This is a genomic window from Polynucleobacter sp. Fuers-14 (assembly GCF_018882045.1).
Taxonomy (GTDB): Bacteria; Pseudomonadota; Gammaproteobacteria; order Burkholderiales; family Burkholderiaceae; genus Polynucleobacter.
Genome location: NZ_JACVPG010000005.1, coordinates 41,502 through 56,407 on the forward strand (window position 1 = coordinate 41,502; position 14,906 = coordinate 56,407).

Genomic DNA, 14,906 nt, shown 5'->3' on the forward strand with positions numbered 1-14,906 from the left:
CTCCTCTATATATAAAGATTGAGCGTAGAACCCCAGGATCACAATGCATAGGCAATTAGGATGATTAAGATGTAAGCAGATTGATACTCAGGGCACAATAGATCCATTCAATACCAACAAAGCCCTTATGTCCCAAGCCATTATTTTCGATGTAGAAGCAACTGATAAGAACGATGCCGTCATTATTGAAGCTGCTTCATTAGATGTCACCTCCCTGAAGCCATTTGAAGTGGGTAATCCTTGGGTGCAGCGCTATAACCCCGGCAAGCCTATTAGCTTGGGTGCACTTGCTACTCATCACATCATGGACGAAGAGCTGGTCAATTGCCCGGCGAGTAGTTCTTTTAGATTACCTACTGGCACCAAATACCTGATTGGGCACAACATTGATTTTGACTGGGTTGCGATTGGCAAGCCTGAAGTAAAGCGTATCTGCACCCTTGCTCTTGCACGCAGTCTATGGCCTGAGCTTGATAGTCACACTCAAAGTGCTCTGCTCTACTTCTTCGAACGCGATACAGCTAGGGACCAATTACGCAATGCGCATAGCGCATTAGCTGACGTATGGATTTGCTCCAAGATTGTTGGGCAAATTATTGATAAGCTACACCCAGTCTCTTTAGATGCCCTATGGGAAATGTCTGAGAAGGCCAGGATTCCAACAATCATGCCTTTTGGCAAACATAAGGGCGAGCCCATTAGCCAAGTTCCCACTGACTATAAGCAATGGATGCTTCGCCAAGATAATGTCTCCGAGTTTTTACGCAAAGCTCTAGAAGCTAAGTAGTCTTAGCTTTCTTGCTTAGGTTGATCCAACCCTTACTGTTTTTTTATTAAAGCCCCCTACAAGCTTTTCAGTAATTTCTGATGTAATATATGTACCATTATTGGTACGCTATGCGGATGAAAACCCCAATCCTAGATGTGTACTTTTTTAAGACAGAATCAAATAACGAACCCGTTAGGCAATGGCTCCGACTACTAACCCCTAGGGATAAAAAAGTAATGGGCGAAGATATAAAAACTATTCAATTTGGCTGGCCCCCTGGCATGCCCCTAGTAAGGCATATTGATGGCGAACTTTGGGAGGCTCGCAGCAAGCTATCCAATGGCATTGCCAGAGTTCTATTTGTGCTGGATGGCAGTGCCATGATACTGATTCATGGATTCATCAAGAAACAACAAAAGACACCAAAGCCTGATTTAGATTTAGCAAGAACTAGAGTAAAGCAGTTAAGGAGAGGATTATGAAAAAGAAACATATTGGTAGTAATTTTGATGAATTCTTAAAAGATGAATCACTGCTTGAGCACTCTACTGCCGTAGCAGTAAAACGTGTCATTGCCTGGCAAATTGAAAGTGAGATGGAGAAACAGCAAATTACGAAGACTTCTATGGCTAAAAAAATGCACACTAGTCGTGCTGCTTTAAATCGTCTTCTTAATGAAACCGACACTAGCCTTACTTTAATTACCTTAGCCAGTGCAGCAACTGCCCTAGGAAAGAGAATTAAGTTTGAACTAAAGGCCGCCTAAAAAGAGCAAGGGAATAAGGAATCCGTGATTTCCTTATTCCCCCCTACTTTTGCTGCCTGCTGCTTTTTTCATTAACTACTACCGCCGATATTTTTTACTGATATCTACGATTAAAGATCTGTTTTGTTTCAGCATCATGACGCATGGTGTTTTTCAACACTGCGCAATAAGACAGGATCATGATCACTGCCAATGAGATGCCATTAAAGTTGTTCATCAAGTTGCTAATTGTGTTCATTTGTTTCTCCTCTTTTGCTATTTGGCTTTTGCTATCTATTTTTTACCGCTTATCTACTGCTACGAATTCAGAATAATTGACTTAAAGCTCACAAAATGAGCTTGTAAAAAATTGTGGTTTTTTATTTAAATATTTCATGTTTTTTATCGTGCGATGGGCAACTCATCCCACCTCGTGGTGTAGTTCGGCGACCGATTGTTTGATCTCATCTGCCACTCTTCTTTAGTGCCATTGGTTCCTGCGGCTGCAGATCTGATGAATGCATTGCCAAAACGCGTGTTGATCTCATCTACCGCTTTCATCAAATGAGCAGACTTACCTTTAGTCTCGATATCCTCAAACAAGGATTGCTGAGCTGTTGGCTTGTCGCTAATCAGATTGAGAATGACGCCCGCCTTCTTGTAACGGAAGTTCGCTTGATAGATTTGCTTGAGGCCTGCTAGCGCTGCATTCGTTAAGGTCAACGTGTTATCCGTTGGATCCGCTAATGGAATCGTGACGCCTTGGTGATACTGTGGCTCGTTTTGCTTAAACGGATTGGTCTGAATAAATACCGTGAGCGCGCCCGTAGTGCTGTTTTGCGTTCTGAGCTTTTCAGCAGCACGCGCTACGTGAGTGGCAACCGATTCCGCAAGCTCTACCTGGCTAGTCACCAACTTACCAAAACTGCGTGAGGCAATAATTTGTTGTTTGGCTGGCGCTACTTCTTCTAGTTGCAAACAAGATGTGCCACGCAGTTCATAACAGAGGCGCTCCATCACTACGCCAAACTGTTGACGCATAGCTTGTGGTGAGGCTTGCAAAAGATCAAATACGCTCTGAATGTTTTGGGCTTTGATTTTCTTGGCGATTTGTTTACCAACACCCCAGACCTCGCCCACCTCAGTCTCGCTCATCCACTGGTAGAGCTCTTCTTTTGCCATACCGTTGACATCACATACGCCAACGAACTGCTTATGTTTCTTAGCCAAGTGATTGGCTAACTTAGCTAAGGTTTTGCTGGCACCAATACCCACGCAGACTGGCAAGCCGGTGGTATCTTTCACTTCCTGTTTGATCTTTTGACCTAATTCAATCGTGTCTTGATATTGTTTTAAGGCTGTCTCGATTTGTAAAAAGCTCTCGTCGATGCTGTAAACCTCTAGGTTTGGCGTGAATGCTCTCAGCACCTCAACTACACGACTACTCATGTCGCCATACAAGGTGTAATTAGACGAGTAAGCCTGAATACCATGCTGCTTGGCCAAGTCCTTCATCTGAAACCAAGGTGTTCCCATCTTCACGCCAAGCGCTTTGACTTCAGCACTACGCGCTACAGCGCAGCCATCGTTATTAGATAACACGACCATCGGCACTTCTTCCAACTTGGGCTGAAATACACGCTCACAAGAAACGTAGAAGTTGTTTACGTCCACGAGTGCAAAAAGTGGAGTTGGTGTAGTTTGTGAATTGGAGTTCATCTCACTTCCCATTTCTGCCACTGGCATTGCTGTACTTACGCACTACCCCAACCACTACACCCCAGATTTGCAGCTCGCTGCCTTCATTAAAGGTAATGGGTTGATAGTTTTGGTTTTCTGGCTGGAGCTCAATACGGCCGCGCAACTGATAAAGGCGCTTGATGGTGTACTCGCTATCCACTACGGCAACCACGATGTCTTTATGTTTTGGCTTAAGGGCTTTATCAACAACGACCTTATCGCCATCGCAAATCCCCGCACCCAGCATGGAATCCCCCTTCACGGTAAACATGAAGGTGGCTGGCTTGTTCTGGACGAGGTAATGATTCAGATCGAGGCCGTCTTCGGCGTAATCTGCCGCTGGACTAGGGAATCCAGCTGATATCCGATGGCTTAGGAGCTTGAGCTCATAGGCAGCAAAATGGCCTGCCAAGGCTTGTGGCACCTGACTCAGGGTTACTTTTGCGGGGTTCATTACTTGCGTCATAGTCATTAATATACTGTATGTTTATACAGTATATGTAAAAACCGCAAAAATGGCCTTATTTTTGTTGTTTTGGGGCTATGAGCCCCCTCCCGCCCCCCTCCTTTTTCTCGATCTCCCTAGTCATAAACCCCGAGTTGACCCTACTCATATTACCCCCTAAGGAATTGCATAATGATCCCAGAAGTTACTGTGCAAGTGATCCAGTAGCTCATATAAAAAGAACAGTAGGAGACATATGAAGACGTATAAGATTGCGTCCGTCCCAGGCGACGGCATTGGCAAAGAAGTAATCCCGGAGTGCGAGAAGGTATTAAATGCCTTAAGCAAAAAATATCCTGAAGTCGCTTTCCAATTCGAGCACTTTGATTGGGGTGGCGATTACTACCGCAAGCACGGCATCATGATGCCCGAGGATGGTCTCGAACCTTTGCGTTCTAAAGATGCGATTTTGTTCGGCTCAGCTGGCGACCCTAAGATTCCAGATCACATTACTTTGTGGGGCTTGCGTCTCAAAATTTGTCAGGGCTTTGATCAATACGCAAACGTACGCCCTACGCGCATTCTTCCTGGCATTGAAACGCCACTACGTAATTGCAAACCAGATCAGCTGGATTGGGTGATCGTGCGCGAGAACTCTGAAGGCGAATACTCTGGTGTAGGTGGCCGAGCACACCAGGGTCACCCCATCGAAGTAGCTTCAGATATGAGCATCATGACTCGCGTTGGAGTAGAACGCGTACAGCGCTTCGCCTTTAAGTTAGCGCAGTCACGCCCTCGCAAACACCTCACCGTCATCACTAAATCTAATGCGCAGCGCCATGGCATGGTGATGTGGGACGAGATCGCCACCATCGTTGCTAAAGATTTTCCGGATGTCACTTGGGACAAAGAGTTGGTTGATGCCGCTACTGCGCGCATGGTCAATCGCCCCGAATCTTTAGACACCATCGTTGCTACTAACTTACATGCAGACGTACTCAGTGATTTGGCAGCTGCATTAGCCGGTAGCCTAGGTATTGCACCAACTGCCAATCTGGATCCAGAGCGTCGCTATCCATCCATGTTTGAGCCGATTCATGGTTCTGCTTTTGACATTATGGGCAAAGGTCTTGCCAATCCAATTGGCACCTTCTGGTCAGCAGTGATGATGCTCGACTTCCTGGGTGAAAAAGCGCTCGGTGCAAAGTTAATGGCAGCCATTGAAAAAGTGACAGCCAATCCAAAGTTACATACTCGTGATTTAGGCGGCACGGCCATGATGAGTGATGTTACTAATGCAGTCATTGAGGAGATTTCTAAATGAGGCTATTTAAATTACTAAGTAGATTGCTGAGTATTGGCCTAATCTCACTTGGCTTGCTATCTGGCGCGCATGCTCAACCTTTCCCCGATAGAACCATTCAGTACATCATCCCCTTCCCTGCTGCTGGCGAGTCTGATTTAGTAGCGCGCTATCAAGCCGACATCTCAGCTAAGAAATTCAAGCAGCCGATGGTGGTTATGAACCGCGCTGGTGCTGGTGGCGCATTGGTATGGAGCACTATGAATACCTATCCCGCTGACGGTACAACGGTAGTGGGCGTGAATATCCCCCACACTATCTTGCAGCCGCTACAGGAGGGGATTCAGTACAAGACCGAAGATATTAATGCGATCTACTACTACCACTTCACCCCTGATGCTTTGATGGTGTCTGCAGATAGTCCCTACAAGACCTATCAAGAATTTATTGCGGCCGCCAAAAAAGATCCTGGCAAGATGACGCTTGCTGGATCTGCACAGTTCTCAGCCAACCACATGGCAGTCGAGCGCCTCAATAAACTGGCTGGCGTCAAAATTACTTACGTTCCCTTTAAAGGTACGGGTGATTTGATTACCGCCTTGATTGGGATGCACGTTGATGGCGCGATGGGTTATCTACCTTTGGCTATTCAGCAAAAAGGTAAGGTGCGCACACTGGCAATCGCTACCGAGAAACGTAATCCCGCTCTACCAGACGTGCCAACCTTTAAAGAACTGGGATTGAACTGGGTAGACGGCGCTTATCGTGGTGTAGCTGTACCGAAAGCAACCCCGCTGGTATTGCAGCAAAAGATGTCTGACTACTTCGCACAGCTCAATGCCGATCCCGAGACTAAAAAGAAATTGGAAGATGCTGGCTTTGTGATTGTGGATATTCCATTGGCAAAGATGCCGACATTCATGAAAGAGAAAACAGCTCAAGCCATGGATGATGCGAAGAATGCCGGGATGATTAAGTAAGGCTTTAACATCCTTAAATAAAAAACCACCGCATGTTCGGTGGTTTTTTATTGGATGCTTGCTTTCCGCTCTAGCAAAAAGCAAAAGCGAGAATTGCCGGATCGTCTAGAAAAGCATTGGATAGGTAAACACTGGCTCGGAAGAGCCAAGGGTTTACTGTCTCAACGATTTGTGAAAAATATTCCATGATTATATTGTAAGGACTATTTAGCCACCTAGGTAATCGGACTTACCAACCTCTACCCCGTTATGGCGCAGGATGTCATAAGCCGTAGTGATATGGAAATAAAAATTAGGGATGATCCAGGTCAGCAGATATTGCTCGCCAACAAACTCAAAGTTCCACTCTTTAATTGAGAACTTAATTTCTTTTGCTTCCGTGCCATCAACCTGCTCTGGCTTGAGACTATTGGCAAAAGCAATGGTTTTAGCAATACGGTCTTGTAGCTGGTCAAAAGTAGTTTCGTTATCTTCAAATTTAAGTGGCTCAACACCGGCTAGGCGCGCCATACCATTCTTCACTTGATCACAAGCAATTTGAACTTGCTTGGATAGTGGAAACATATCTGGGGCAAGACGGCCTTCCACCAATGCTTTGCTATCGAGACCCTTAGCACTCGCAAATGCTTCACCCTTTTTGAGGATATTCGAAAGATTGGTAAGCATCTTTGTGAGTTGCGGAATTGATGCTTGATACATTGAAATTGCCATAGCGCTCTCTCCACCTTCTTAGTTATTCTTACACGTCGCTCATAAAATCACCACCGCCATCATCCCAAGAGCTCGAACCACCATCATCCCAAGAGCTTGCATCATTGACGCCAAAGTTGGCAGCATCTGGTGCTTGACCGCCTACTTGGTTAAAGTCGTTATTGAGGTTTGGATTTGGGCGTTGATTACCGCCCATTAAATGACTTGCCAAAGCTTCACCAGCAACCATACCAGCACCGAGTGCTGCACCAGTCGCTAAGCTGCCCATTAAACCGCCGCCCATGCCAGATGCTGGTGCGCCTGGGTAACCAGGCGGATAGGTGCCAGGCGCTCCTGGTGCCCCTGGATATGGTCCATTTGCAGTCGGCGCGTTATAAACCTCCACTGGCTGCTGGCGCTTCCTCATAAAGAAGATTACGCCCGCAACCAAGATGGCAATCAAGATCCAAAAAACTGGGCTAGTAAAGATGGAGCTTGCACCCGCATTAGTATTAACGTTGCCTGGTGCTGTACCTGCACGTAATTGCGCTTGGAGCCTTTGTACAGAATCAGGTTGAGCAAATGGTAAACCTGGTGCCAGATTTTCTGCTTGTACAAAAGCGCTTCTTGCAGCATCTAACTTACCTTCTTTGAGGTAAAGCTCAGAAGCCATGTAATGTGCCTTGCCGCTATTAGGATGATTTTTCAAGACCTCTTGCATCATGGCATCCGCTTTTGCCAATTGCCCAGATTCAATTGCTTGATAGACCTCGGGCAAAGTAGCTTCTGCAAAAGCAAGATGACTCGTTAGTAATAGCGCGCTTGCGAATAGACCAACAAACAACTTGAGTAAATTACCCATTTTCATCATGACTCCTCGTGAAATGTTTTGCTGGGAATTTCATTATCGCCAGTTTAGACATTTTTGCTATTCATGATCTATATGGGGGCTTTTACGGGAAATTCAAGGGCATGACCACCCCCTTCACACCCCTTGCTACCCTCTTCTTTAGATTGAAATTCCCATAATTTTTGTAGTTATATTAATTCATTGATGTTATGATTTAACGTAACTACAATATTTCCGATGAAATTCACCTATGATTCGGTAAAAAATGACTCAAACCTTGTAAAACATGGCCTTCCGCCCTCAGATGCAAAGATACTTGATTGGGATACAGCCTTTAGCTGGATCGATGAAAGAAAGAATTGCGGTGAAGAAAGACGGATTGCTTTGGTGTTAATGAATGAACGCCTGTATTGCGTGATTTATGTAGAGTCAAAAATAGCGATAAGAATTATTAGTTTAAGAAAAGCAAATAACCGTGAGATGAAAATCTATGAAGAAGAAGCTAATTAGACTGAGTGCCGAAGAGGATGCCGCAATTACTAAGGCCGCCTTATCTGACCCCGATAACCCGCCTATCACGGAAGAAGAGTGGAATGCGATTAAACACAGAGTCGTTCGCGGCAGGGGAAGACCTGTGGGTAGCGGGATTAAAGAACAAGTTACCCTAAGGATTGATAAGGAGGTTTTAGATTTTTATAAATCTAAAGGTGAAGGTTGGCAAACATTTATCAACCAAGTGCTTGGCGAAGTAAAAAGAGAATCTAAATCCATCTTGATGGTTGAAAAGAAGTTAAACAAGGGGACCTTGATCGCCAATAAATTCAAGGTAGCTGCTTAACACCCTACTTCACTTCTACCATCTCGCCTTTTGATGAAATCAAGTACGCCTTGTTTGGTTTATCTTTTCTGATGCGCGTAAGTTCAGCTTGGTAGCCCTGTAATTGCTTGCGATACTTTTCATATTTCTCGCTACCCACTTCTGGGATAGTCAGCTTGTAATCGATGATGGCCAGATGGTCGGCAAGCTCCACCAAGCGATCCATGCGATAGCTCTTACCATCTTCACTAGCGATATCGAGCTCATTCCAAGCTTGTAGCCATTCACCCGATGTCAGGTAGCGCTTGAGCTCTGGAGCATCTAAGACTGTTTTGGTGCGAGAGAGTAATGTTTTCGCATGCTCTTGATCTACGCCTAACCAATTCATAAGCTCTTGCTCGCTTGGCATAGGTGGCTTTATTTCATTACTGGAATCTGGGGTGAGGAACTCGAGCAGCTTATGGAAGTTTGTGCCCTCTTCTAGGATTTCTGGATCGGAATTGCCTACTTTCTCATCTTCACCGGCAAATACTTCAACCGTCACACCGCTCTCGATGTCAGACAGCATTTGCGCATAACTTTCTTGCGCAGAGTCCCAGTCCAAGACAAAATCCTCAACTGCGTTTTCTTGCACAGGTTTGATGGCCTCAAACTCCCCCTTAGCCACTACTTGCTCACCTACCTGATACACAGACAACTCAGCTTTGCTCGCCTTGCCATACCAAGAAGCTTTATCCAAGCCACTGGGATTATTGGTGGTAGGCTTTTGGGCATCACCGCTAATCCATAGACCTTGACGTGCACGAGTCATAGCGACGTAAAGCAGGTTCCAGTTTTCTTTTTCACCGATTTGCTTCTCGGCCTCATTGATTTTGGCGCGGGGGGTAGTTAATGTTTTAGAAGTAAACAGGGATAAATGGGATGGACCCTCTTCTTGAGGCGCCCAATCAATTAAGACACCGCTGTAGTCGACATTAGTGTCAGTATTATTCGCATCAAGAATAATGACAAATGGCGATTCTAGTCCTTTAGCGCCATGAATTGTCATCAGGCGCACGCGCTTATGGCGATCCTCCTCTGACATCTCGCTCTCTTCATCTACTTCAACCAAGTTGTCATCACTAGCCGCATCGACATCACCTTCGTCGGGTGTTTCATCATCATCACCGCGGCGTTTAGTATTCATTTCCTGAATAAAACGGCTCAGGCTTGGATACTGGCCGCCATCTTGATTAAGGGCCACCTCCAAGAATGCATCCAAGTTGGCTAATATCTGTGGGCGATCGAGATCCTGACAGACTGCTGCATATTTGAGGCGTACATCACCCTCTTGATAAATACGATCAAGTAGGTCATGCACTGGTAAGCACTCCCCTAAAAGCCGCCAATGCTGGAGATAACGCGCAGCACCTTGTATTTTTGCTTCTCTACTATCTTGTAGCCCATCCCACCAAGAACGATATTGACCAGAAGTCATCGCCACCGCTAGTTGCTGCATTTGTTTTTCTGTAAAACCAAATATAGGACTTCTGAGAACCTGGGCTAGCGGTAAATCGTGACGCGGCGTCACAAGTATAGTAAGCAAGGCAATCAGATCATCGACCTCAAGAGTGTTGAGCAAGCCGCCTAAGCGCGGGCTCTCATAGGCGAGCTTCACATCACGCAGCGCTCTTTCGTACTGAGGCAAATATTTACGACGTTTTACTAGCAATAGAAAATCGCTTGCTCTAGCCTCACGCCAAATTTCCTTAGCACCTTCTTTATCAGCGACCTTGCGTGTAGCAATAACTTCTTTAATCAGGCTCGCAACCAACTCACCCTCATGCTGACGCTGAATTACTCCAACTGTTTCACTTGAATCAGCAATCGCTCCATCAAATGCACTGCCCTCTCGCAACTCCTGGGTCTGCTCTGCATAGGCAATCAATGGCAGCAAGTAAATCTCACCTTGCCCAGCATAAGCGTCGGCAGGCTTACTCTCATCTGGGGTGGACCACAGTGTTTGCTGCTCTGAATACGGATAGTCAGGGGGTACTTGCTCACCCTGAAAAATTCTATTAACAGCGCTATTGATTTCGGGGGCGTTACGGCGCGTTTTATCCTGCTCAATGTAAGCAGCATCATGACGTTGATATAAAAACTGCGCTGCACTTACAAACAATCGAGGATCGGCACGGCGAAAGCGATAAATTGATTGCTTTGGATCGCCTACGATAAAGACTTTTGGCCGCTCATCACCTTCGCTATAGCCCGCTAACCAAGCTCGCAAAATTTGCCACTGTAATGGGTTGGTATCTTGGAACTCATCCACCAAAATTTGTTTGTACTTTGCATCAAGGCGCGATTGAAGATAGGCTGCGTGCTCAGGCTCCCCCATCAATAAGCTAACACCAATCTCTAAATCATCAAAATCACGCACGCGCATATTCTCTTTTTGGGCATTAGCGTGCGCCATCATGGATTGACTCAAGGCAAACCAGGCTTCATTAATCGAAAAGACTTCCTGCTCTGCCTGCCAGAGGAGATATTCCTCAAAGGTGTGGCCCCAGTTTTGCTTGATAGCAATGTAATCACTTATGCGATCTGCTTTACCTTCATTATTTAAGAAGGTTTCCAAAACATTCAAAATCGTATCGTTACCGCTGCGGTACTTCACAGGGCTTTTCGTCAAAAAGACATCTTGCAAACTCTTGGCAACATCCATCACGTTGCCGCCACCCTTTTTACAGACTAGGGCCGGCATTAAATTAGGCAATAGCTTTTGATCATTGGTACTGCTATTTTTAAAGCAATACTCCAAAAACTCGAGGTCAGCTAATGTATTAGGCGCATTCCAAGTAGCCAGTAATGGGTTTGGCATATTGAGTTTATGCAGAGATTGCTTTAGTTGCTCAATTGGAGTGACGCCAGTTTGATGGCATTTCTTTGCAAAGAAAGTCCATGCACCCCTTTGTTTAAAGAGGCTACTTTTACCCATTAAAAGTTTTTGCGTCTCGTGTGAACCTAAATAGCCCAATAAAACGTCGTAATGCGCTTTCAATTCTGGACTGAGACCACCCCACCAATCATCAAGACACTCCTCTTGCAGTCGCTTAGCATCTTCACGCAACTTAAACCCTGGCTGAATGCCCATTGATACTGGGGCTGCGCCCAGCAACTTGCCAAACCAACCATGAAAGGTATCAATCACAATTGGTTGTGGGTTTGCCAGCACCTGCTCATAAAGTGCTTTAGCCTTGGGCAGGTATTTTTCAGCTTGCTCTTTTTCTATACCCCGAGCAGTTAGCTCTTTCATCAAAGAGACATCGTCACTTTTTGAAAATTGTTCGAGCAATCCATATAGGCGGTCACGCATTTCTTGCGCCGCTTTGCGTGTAAACGTGAGTGCGAGTATCTCTTGTGGCTTCACATCATCGAGCAACAGCCGTACCATCCGCGCCACCAATAACCAAGTCTTGCCGCTTCCTGCGCAAGCCGACACAATAACCGAACGCTGTGGCTCACAAGCAAGCTTCTCTGAATAGGGTTGCTTTTCTGGAAGCGTATTCATTCGATTGCTCACCAAATCCCCTTCCTGCAAATGCCTCTTGCTTCGCAGTATTGGCATACCCCTTCAGGAGCGAATGCTTGCATGGGCTTTTTAGCCCAAAGCTGCTCTATATCTTCTGTAATTTGCTCAGAAAACTGTTGCATCATTTCCGGCATATCAACCACCTCTTGGCTGCGCAGTGCTTTTTGCTCGCCCTTAGAAATATCCGCCTTCAAGGCCACCCATTCGGCTTGCTGTACCTGATGTCCACTCAGCTTATGGCTTTCTTGACCCTCATTGGCGGCCTGTGCGTAGATCAATAGCTGTGGATCATCCAGAATATGCTCAGCCCTTACTTTGACTCTCTCAAAACGTTGATTTTTATAGTCAATCACTGAGGCAAGCTTGTTGTTATCTACATTGATGTCATAACGATCGGCATAACCCTCAATACGAATGATCTTAGGATTGCCATCTACATCCTTAAATGGCAAATCAAAGCCAACTTTGACTTCGCCATCGAAATATTGCCAACCCGCTAACTCACGTTGCAACTGCCAATCTACAAAACTAGGAATTTGTTTTTGCCAATCCCTTAACGCACCCATCACTCTTGCATCGCCCTCAATCAAAGAAGCAAACTCTTGCTCTGAATAAACGCTTAAGACTTGTTCCATCCAAGCACGTCTTTGATCTGAATTGGTTTTTAGAGCGGGATTGGTATGCTCTTGGGTTTTGAGTGCTTGGTAGAAACGCTTGAGCAATTTATGCAATGTCTGTCCTGCCAACGAAGCGTCAAAGCCCTCATCAAACTCTTTATTCTTACGTAAGCCTAGCAGACTGCGGACGTAATATCGATATGGGCAATCCCGCAGAGCCTTATAGGCGCTGGGACTCATCGATAGCGGCATGGGTAGATCTTCTTCAAAATGCGCAACCGCCATCTCCATGGGCCTCGGTTCAAAAGCACGTTTTTTCAATTGAGCTGGAATGGCTTCCCACTTAACTAGATTTTGCAAACGCTGTATCCATGCCGATGGTCTGAGCGGTTCTCCATTATTACTTTTGCTTTGCCAGAGCAAATCAACACTGGGACATGACACTAGCAATTGCGAAAGATCTCTAGCTTGCTGCACAAACTGCATCGCTATCGTTGAGGTCTTTAACAGCTGATTAAGCGCGTCTGAGAAAAATAATAGTGGCTCTGAATAAGCTGGCAACTGCTGCTCATCGCAACCCACAACAACCACTGCTTCAAAGTCACGCATACGTGTAGAGCTCAAAGGCAAAATGCTCAGTGTGGCTTTGGCTTCTTTACCAGCTTCTTGATAGCTTGCGCCTTCAATAACTGTTTTAAGCAAACTAAGCCATTCACTCAAACGAATAGAGGTTTGTTGGTATTGCGTCTTACTCAAATCAAATGTCTTGAGCACTTCCAGCAATTGCTTGCCGGCCGAGTCTTTTTCAAGACTCTGATCCATGCCAGTCGCTTGGAGATTAGCCTGCAACAACTGATAGGTCGTACTGCAATCAACCTTAAGCGTCAGCCACTCATGATGATGCTCTCGAGCAAACTGCAATAACTCAAATAGTGCTGCACTTGGCATCGTGCCAGAGGTTTTTGCAGCATTCGCTCGCGCGCCTTCGATAGCTAGATGAAAGGTTTTCCAACCAGACTCTGCCTTACTACCCACCAGGATATCTTCAAGCTCTGCAATGAGTCCGATGCAGACCTCTGCATCTCGATTCAAAATCTTTCCAAGATCTAAAAAAGGATTCTGCAAAAACTCAAGCAAGGCTTTTGCACTGGGCCCATCTTTTGGCGCTTTAATAAGTTCTAACCAACTATTAAGTGCAGCTGCAGCACGCGTAGTGGATAACTTCCAACCGGTTTCATCCCGAATGTTAAGTGCTGGGCCTAATCTTGAAAGCAGTGCACGCACCCTTCTAGCCACCAAGCGATCTTGTGCAACAAGTGCCAGCTGAGTTTTGCCATCAATCAGATGTTGCTCTATTGTTTTGGCAGCAGCCCACGCAAGCTCTTCAAAGCGTTTAGCTGCAATCAGGCTCCAACTCTTGCTATGGGCTTGCCTAACATTCCTGAGCGCCTCTGCCTGCGCATCACTAGTACCAATTGTCTCTGCCCATAAACCCACATCACCCCAGCTCATCCTGGCCTCTACCACAGGAGCATATTGGGCATACTCGGCCAGCAGAGCTCCGATGATCTCTTGATCGATGGGAGTCGGATCAGCAGTCTCTACCCATATCAGAGGTCTTGCGGGATTTGCATTCTTAGCAGCTTCGAGATGAGCTGCCATTGCAAACTGATTACGAAATGCTGGATCGCTCACACTCGCGGTGTAGCGCCAAAATGTGAGCAAGACCTTGGTCTCTTGATCAACGACCTTACGCGCCATTCCTGAGTAGACTTTAGCAACGGTACTATCGAGCAAATTCTGCGCCTGACTCAGACAGATCTCGCCGAGATTACTTTGCTCACTCCGATTATTTTGAATGAATTCATGAATCTGTTTTTGCAGTTGTGGACTCACTGCAGTTGATAAGGTGTCACATGCTTCAACGATTGCTTGCGCTAGACCCCATGCACCAGATTCTGTTTCGGCTTTAAACCATGACTGCAGATCTTTGTGTTTGCGCAAAGTGGCATAGACCCCCAACCACCTCTCTAAATCACTTTGCTTCTTTGGAAATTTCCATGCGCCTGGCGCAGCTTCCAGCCAATCTGTAAAGCTGATGACTTGAGGCAAGAATGCGATGTTGCTTGGAAGATCTTTGGGTCGGTTTAATTCAAGGGCTGCTCTTACCCCGATTAATGGTCCCGCAGTACTCAGAACCACTAGGGGGCGCTGATTGGTTTGCACTGCACAATCCCAGATGCCTTTTGCCAATTGGGTAAGCGCTTGGCTATTGGGTGCAATTGCCCAAGCTTGTGGCTGCTTTTGCTCAGAAAGGGCTTGGAAAGGCTGGGGCATGAATGGAGTAATTTATCTATTTTGAGCAGAATGTTTCGCTTA

Annotated in this window: 14 protein-coding genes; 7 read left to right on the forward strand and 7 right to left on the reverse strand. The window is 45.9% G+C overall.

Going from position 1 to position 14,906, the window contains the following annotated elements:
- The first annotated feature begins 127 nt into the window (after positions 1 to 127).
- From ICN40_RS03100 to ICN40_RS03110, 3 genes are all read left to right on the forward strand, one after another.
- On the forward strand, positions 128 to 787 hold the full coding sequence (locus ICN40_RS03100) for a putative quorum-sensing-regulated virulence factor (protein ID WP_216157040.1): 660 nt from the start codon (positions 128 to 130) through the stop codon (positions 785 to 787).
- A gap of 116 nt (positions 788 to 903) precedes the next feature.
- Positions 904 to 1,251, forward strand: coding sequence for a type II toxin-antitoxin system RelE/ParE family toxin (locus ICN40_RS03105; RefSeq protein ID WP_216242129.1), 348 nt, complete (start codon positions 904 to 906; stop codon positions 1,249 to 1,251).
- On the forward strand, positions 1,248 to 1,535 hold the full coding sequence (locus tag ICN40_RS03110) for a helix-turn-helix domain-containing protein (protein ID WP_216242131.1): 288 nt from the start codon (positions 1,248 to 1,250) through the stop codon (positions 1,533 to 1,535). The genes ICN40_RS03105 and ICN40_RS03110 overlap by 4 nt, the downstream gene beginning before the upstream one ends.
- A gap of 94 nt (positions 1,536 to 1,629) precedes the next feature.
- Here ICN40_RS03110 and ICN40_RS03115 read toward each other — a convergent pair whose 3' ends face one another.
- The 3 genes from ICN40_RS03115 to ICN40_RS03125 all read right to left on the reverse strand — a co-directional run bounded on the left by ICN40_RS03115 (position 1,630) and on the right by ICN40_RS03125 (position 3,726).
- Positions 1,630 to 1,773, reverse strand: coding sequence for a hypothetical protein (locus ICN40_RS03115; protein ID WP_216242133.1), 144 nt, complete (start codon positions 1,771 to 1,773; stop codon positions 1,630 to 1,632).
- A gap of 143 nt (positions 1,774 to 1,916) precedes the next feature.
- Complete coding sequence (locus ICN40_RS03120; protein WP_255561110.1) at positions 1,917 to 3,233, reverse strand: Y-family DNA polymerase; 1,317 nt, start codon at positions 3,231 to 3,233, stop codon at positions 1,917 to 1,919.
- A 1-nt stretch (position 3,234) separates the two neighbouring features.
- Entirely contained in the window at positions 3,235 to 3,726 is a 492-nt protein-coding gene (locus tag ICN40_RS03125) for a LexA family transcriptional regulator (protein ID WP_216242137.1), read from the reverse strand.
- 229 nt (positions 3,727 to 3,955) lie between these two features.
- Between ICN40_RS03125 and ICN40_RS03130 the strand changes: the two genes are divergently transcribed.
- Positions 3,956 to 5,023, forward strand: coding sequence for a tartrate dehydrogenase (locus ICN40_RS03130; protein ID WP_216242139.1), 1,068 nt, complete (start codon positions 3,956 to 3,958; stop codon positions 5,021 to 5,023).
- The gene (locus ICN40_RS03135) at positions 5,020 to 5,982 is read left to right on the forward strand and encodes a tripartite tricarboxylate transporter substrate binding protein (RefSeq protein WP_216242141.1); all 963 of its coding nucleotides are present in this window, start codon (positions 5,020 to 5,022) and stop codon (positions 5,980 to 5,982) included. The genes ICN40_RS03130 and ICN40_RS03135 overlap by 4 nt, the downstream gene beginning before the upstream one ends.
- Before the next feature lie 207 nt (positions 5,983 to 6,189).
- Here ICN40_RS03135 and ICN40_RS03140 read toward each other — a convergent pair whose 3' ends face one another.
- Both ICN40_RS03140 and ICN40_RS03145 read right to left on the reverse strand, forming a co-directional pair.
- Positions 6,190 to 6,693, reverse strand: a complete 504-nt coding sequence (locus tag ICN40_RS03140; RefSeq protein ID WP_072582147.1) for a DUF1993 family protein — start codon at positions 6,691 to 6,693, stop codon at positions 6,190 to 6,192.
- Positions 6,694 to 6,721: 28 nt separating this feature from the next.
- Positions 6,722 to 7,534: a tol-pal system YbgF family protein gene (locus ICN40_RS03145; protein ID WP_255561111.1), complete on the reverse strand. Its 813-nt coding sequence runs from the start codon at positions 7,532 to 7,534 to the stop codon at positions 6,722 to 6,724.
- A 225-nt stretch (positions 7,535 to 7,759) separates the two neighbouring features.
- Here ICN40_RS03145 and ICN40_RS03150 point away from each other — a divergent pair, with 225 nt between their 5' ends.
- Both ICN40_RS03150 and ICN40_RS03155 read left to right on the forward strand, forming a co-directional pair.
- Complete coding sequence (locus ICN40_RS03150) at positions 7,760 to 8,032, forward strand: BrnT family toxin (RefSeq protein ID WP_216242143.1); 273 nt, start codon at positions 7,760 to 7,762, stop codon at positions 8,030 to 8,032.
- Positions 8,013 to 8,360 (forward strand): BrnA antitoxin family protein, encoded by a 348-nt coding sequence (locus tag ICN40_RS03155; protein WP_216242145.1) that lies wholly within the window; start codon positions 8,013 to 8,015, stop codon positions 8,358 to 8,360. The genes ICN40_RS03150 and ICN40_RS03155 overlap by 20 nt, the downstream gene beginning before the upstream one ends.
- 4 nt (positions 8,361 to 8,364) lie before the next feature.
- Here the strand turns inward: ICN40_RS03155 and ICN40_RS03160 are convergent, their stop codons facing one another.
- Complete coding sequence (locus tag ICN40_RS03160) at positions 8,365 to 11,901, reverse strand: UvrD-helicase domain-containing protein (protein ID WP_308281762.1); 3,537 nt, start codon at positions 11,899 to 11,901, stop codon at positions 8,365 to 8,367.
- Positions 11,898 to 14,864 (reverse strand): PD-(D/E)XK nuclease family protein, encoded by a 2,967-nt coding sequence (locus ICN40_RS03165; RefSeq protein ID WP_216242146.1) that lies wholly within the window; start codon positions 14,862 to 14,864, stop codon positions 11,898 to 11,900. The genes ICN40_RS03160 and ICN40_RS03165 overlap by 4 nt, the downstream gene beginning before the upstream one ends.
- Positions 14,865 to 14,906: the final 42 nt, after the last annotated feature.

Coding starts and splice junctions, on each gene's coding strand:
- ICN40_RS03135 (WP_216242141.1), top strand. CDS start 5,020: ATGAGGCTATTTAAATTACTAAGTAGATTGCTGAGTATTGGCCTAATC.
- ICN40_RS03150 (WP_216242143.1), top strand. CDS start 7,760: ATGAAATTCACCTATGATTCGGTAAAAAATGACTCAAACCTTGTAAAA.
- ICN40_RS03130 (WP_216242139.1), top strand. CDS start 3,956: ATGAAGACGTATAAGATTGCGTCCGTCCCAGGCGACGGCATTGGCAAA.
- ICN40_RS03105 (WP_216242129.1), top strand. CDS start 904: ATGAAAACCCCAATCCTAGATGTGTACTTTTTTAAGACAGAATCAAAT.
- ICN40_RS03100 (WP_216157040.1), top strand. CDS start 128: ATGTCCCAAGCCATTATTTTCGATGTAGAAGCAACTGATAAGAACGAT.
- ICN40_RS03145 (WP_255561111.1), bottom strand. CDS start 7,534: ATGGGTAATTTACTCAAGTTGTTTGTTGGTCTATTCGCAAGCGCGCTA.
- ICN40_RS03155 (WP_216242145.1), top strand. CDS start 8,013: ATGAAGAAGAAGCTAATTAGACTGAGTGCCGAAGAGGATGCCGCAATT.
- ICN40_RS03140 (WP_072582147.1), bottom strand. CDS start 6,693: ATGGCAATTTCAATGTATCAAGCATCAATTCCGCAACTCACAAAGATG.
- ICN40_RS03125 (WP_216242137.1), bottom strand. CDS start 3,726: ATGACTATGACGCAAGTAATGAACCCCGCAAAAGTAACCCTGAGTCAG.
- ICN40_RS03120 (WP_255561110.1), bottom strand. CDS start 3,233: ATGAACTCCAATTCACAAACTACACCAACTCCACTTTTTGCACTCGTG.
- ICN40_RS03115 (WP_216242133.1), bottom strand. CDS start 1,773: ATGAACACAATTAGCAACTTGATGAACAACTTTAATGGCATCTCATTG.
- ICN40_RS03110 (WP_216242131.1), top strand. CDS start 1,248: ATGAAAAAGAAACATATTGGTAGTAATTTTGATGAATTCTTAAAAGAT.
- ICN40_RS03165 (WP_216242146.1), bottom strand. CDS start 14,864: ATGCCCCAGCCTTTCCAAGCCCTTTCTGAGCAAAAGCAGCCACAAGCT.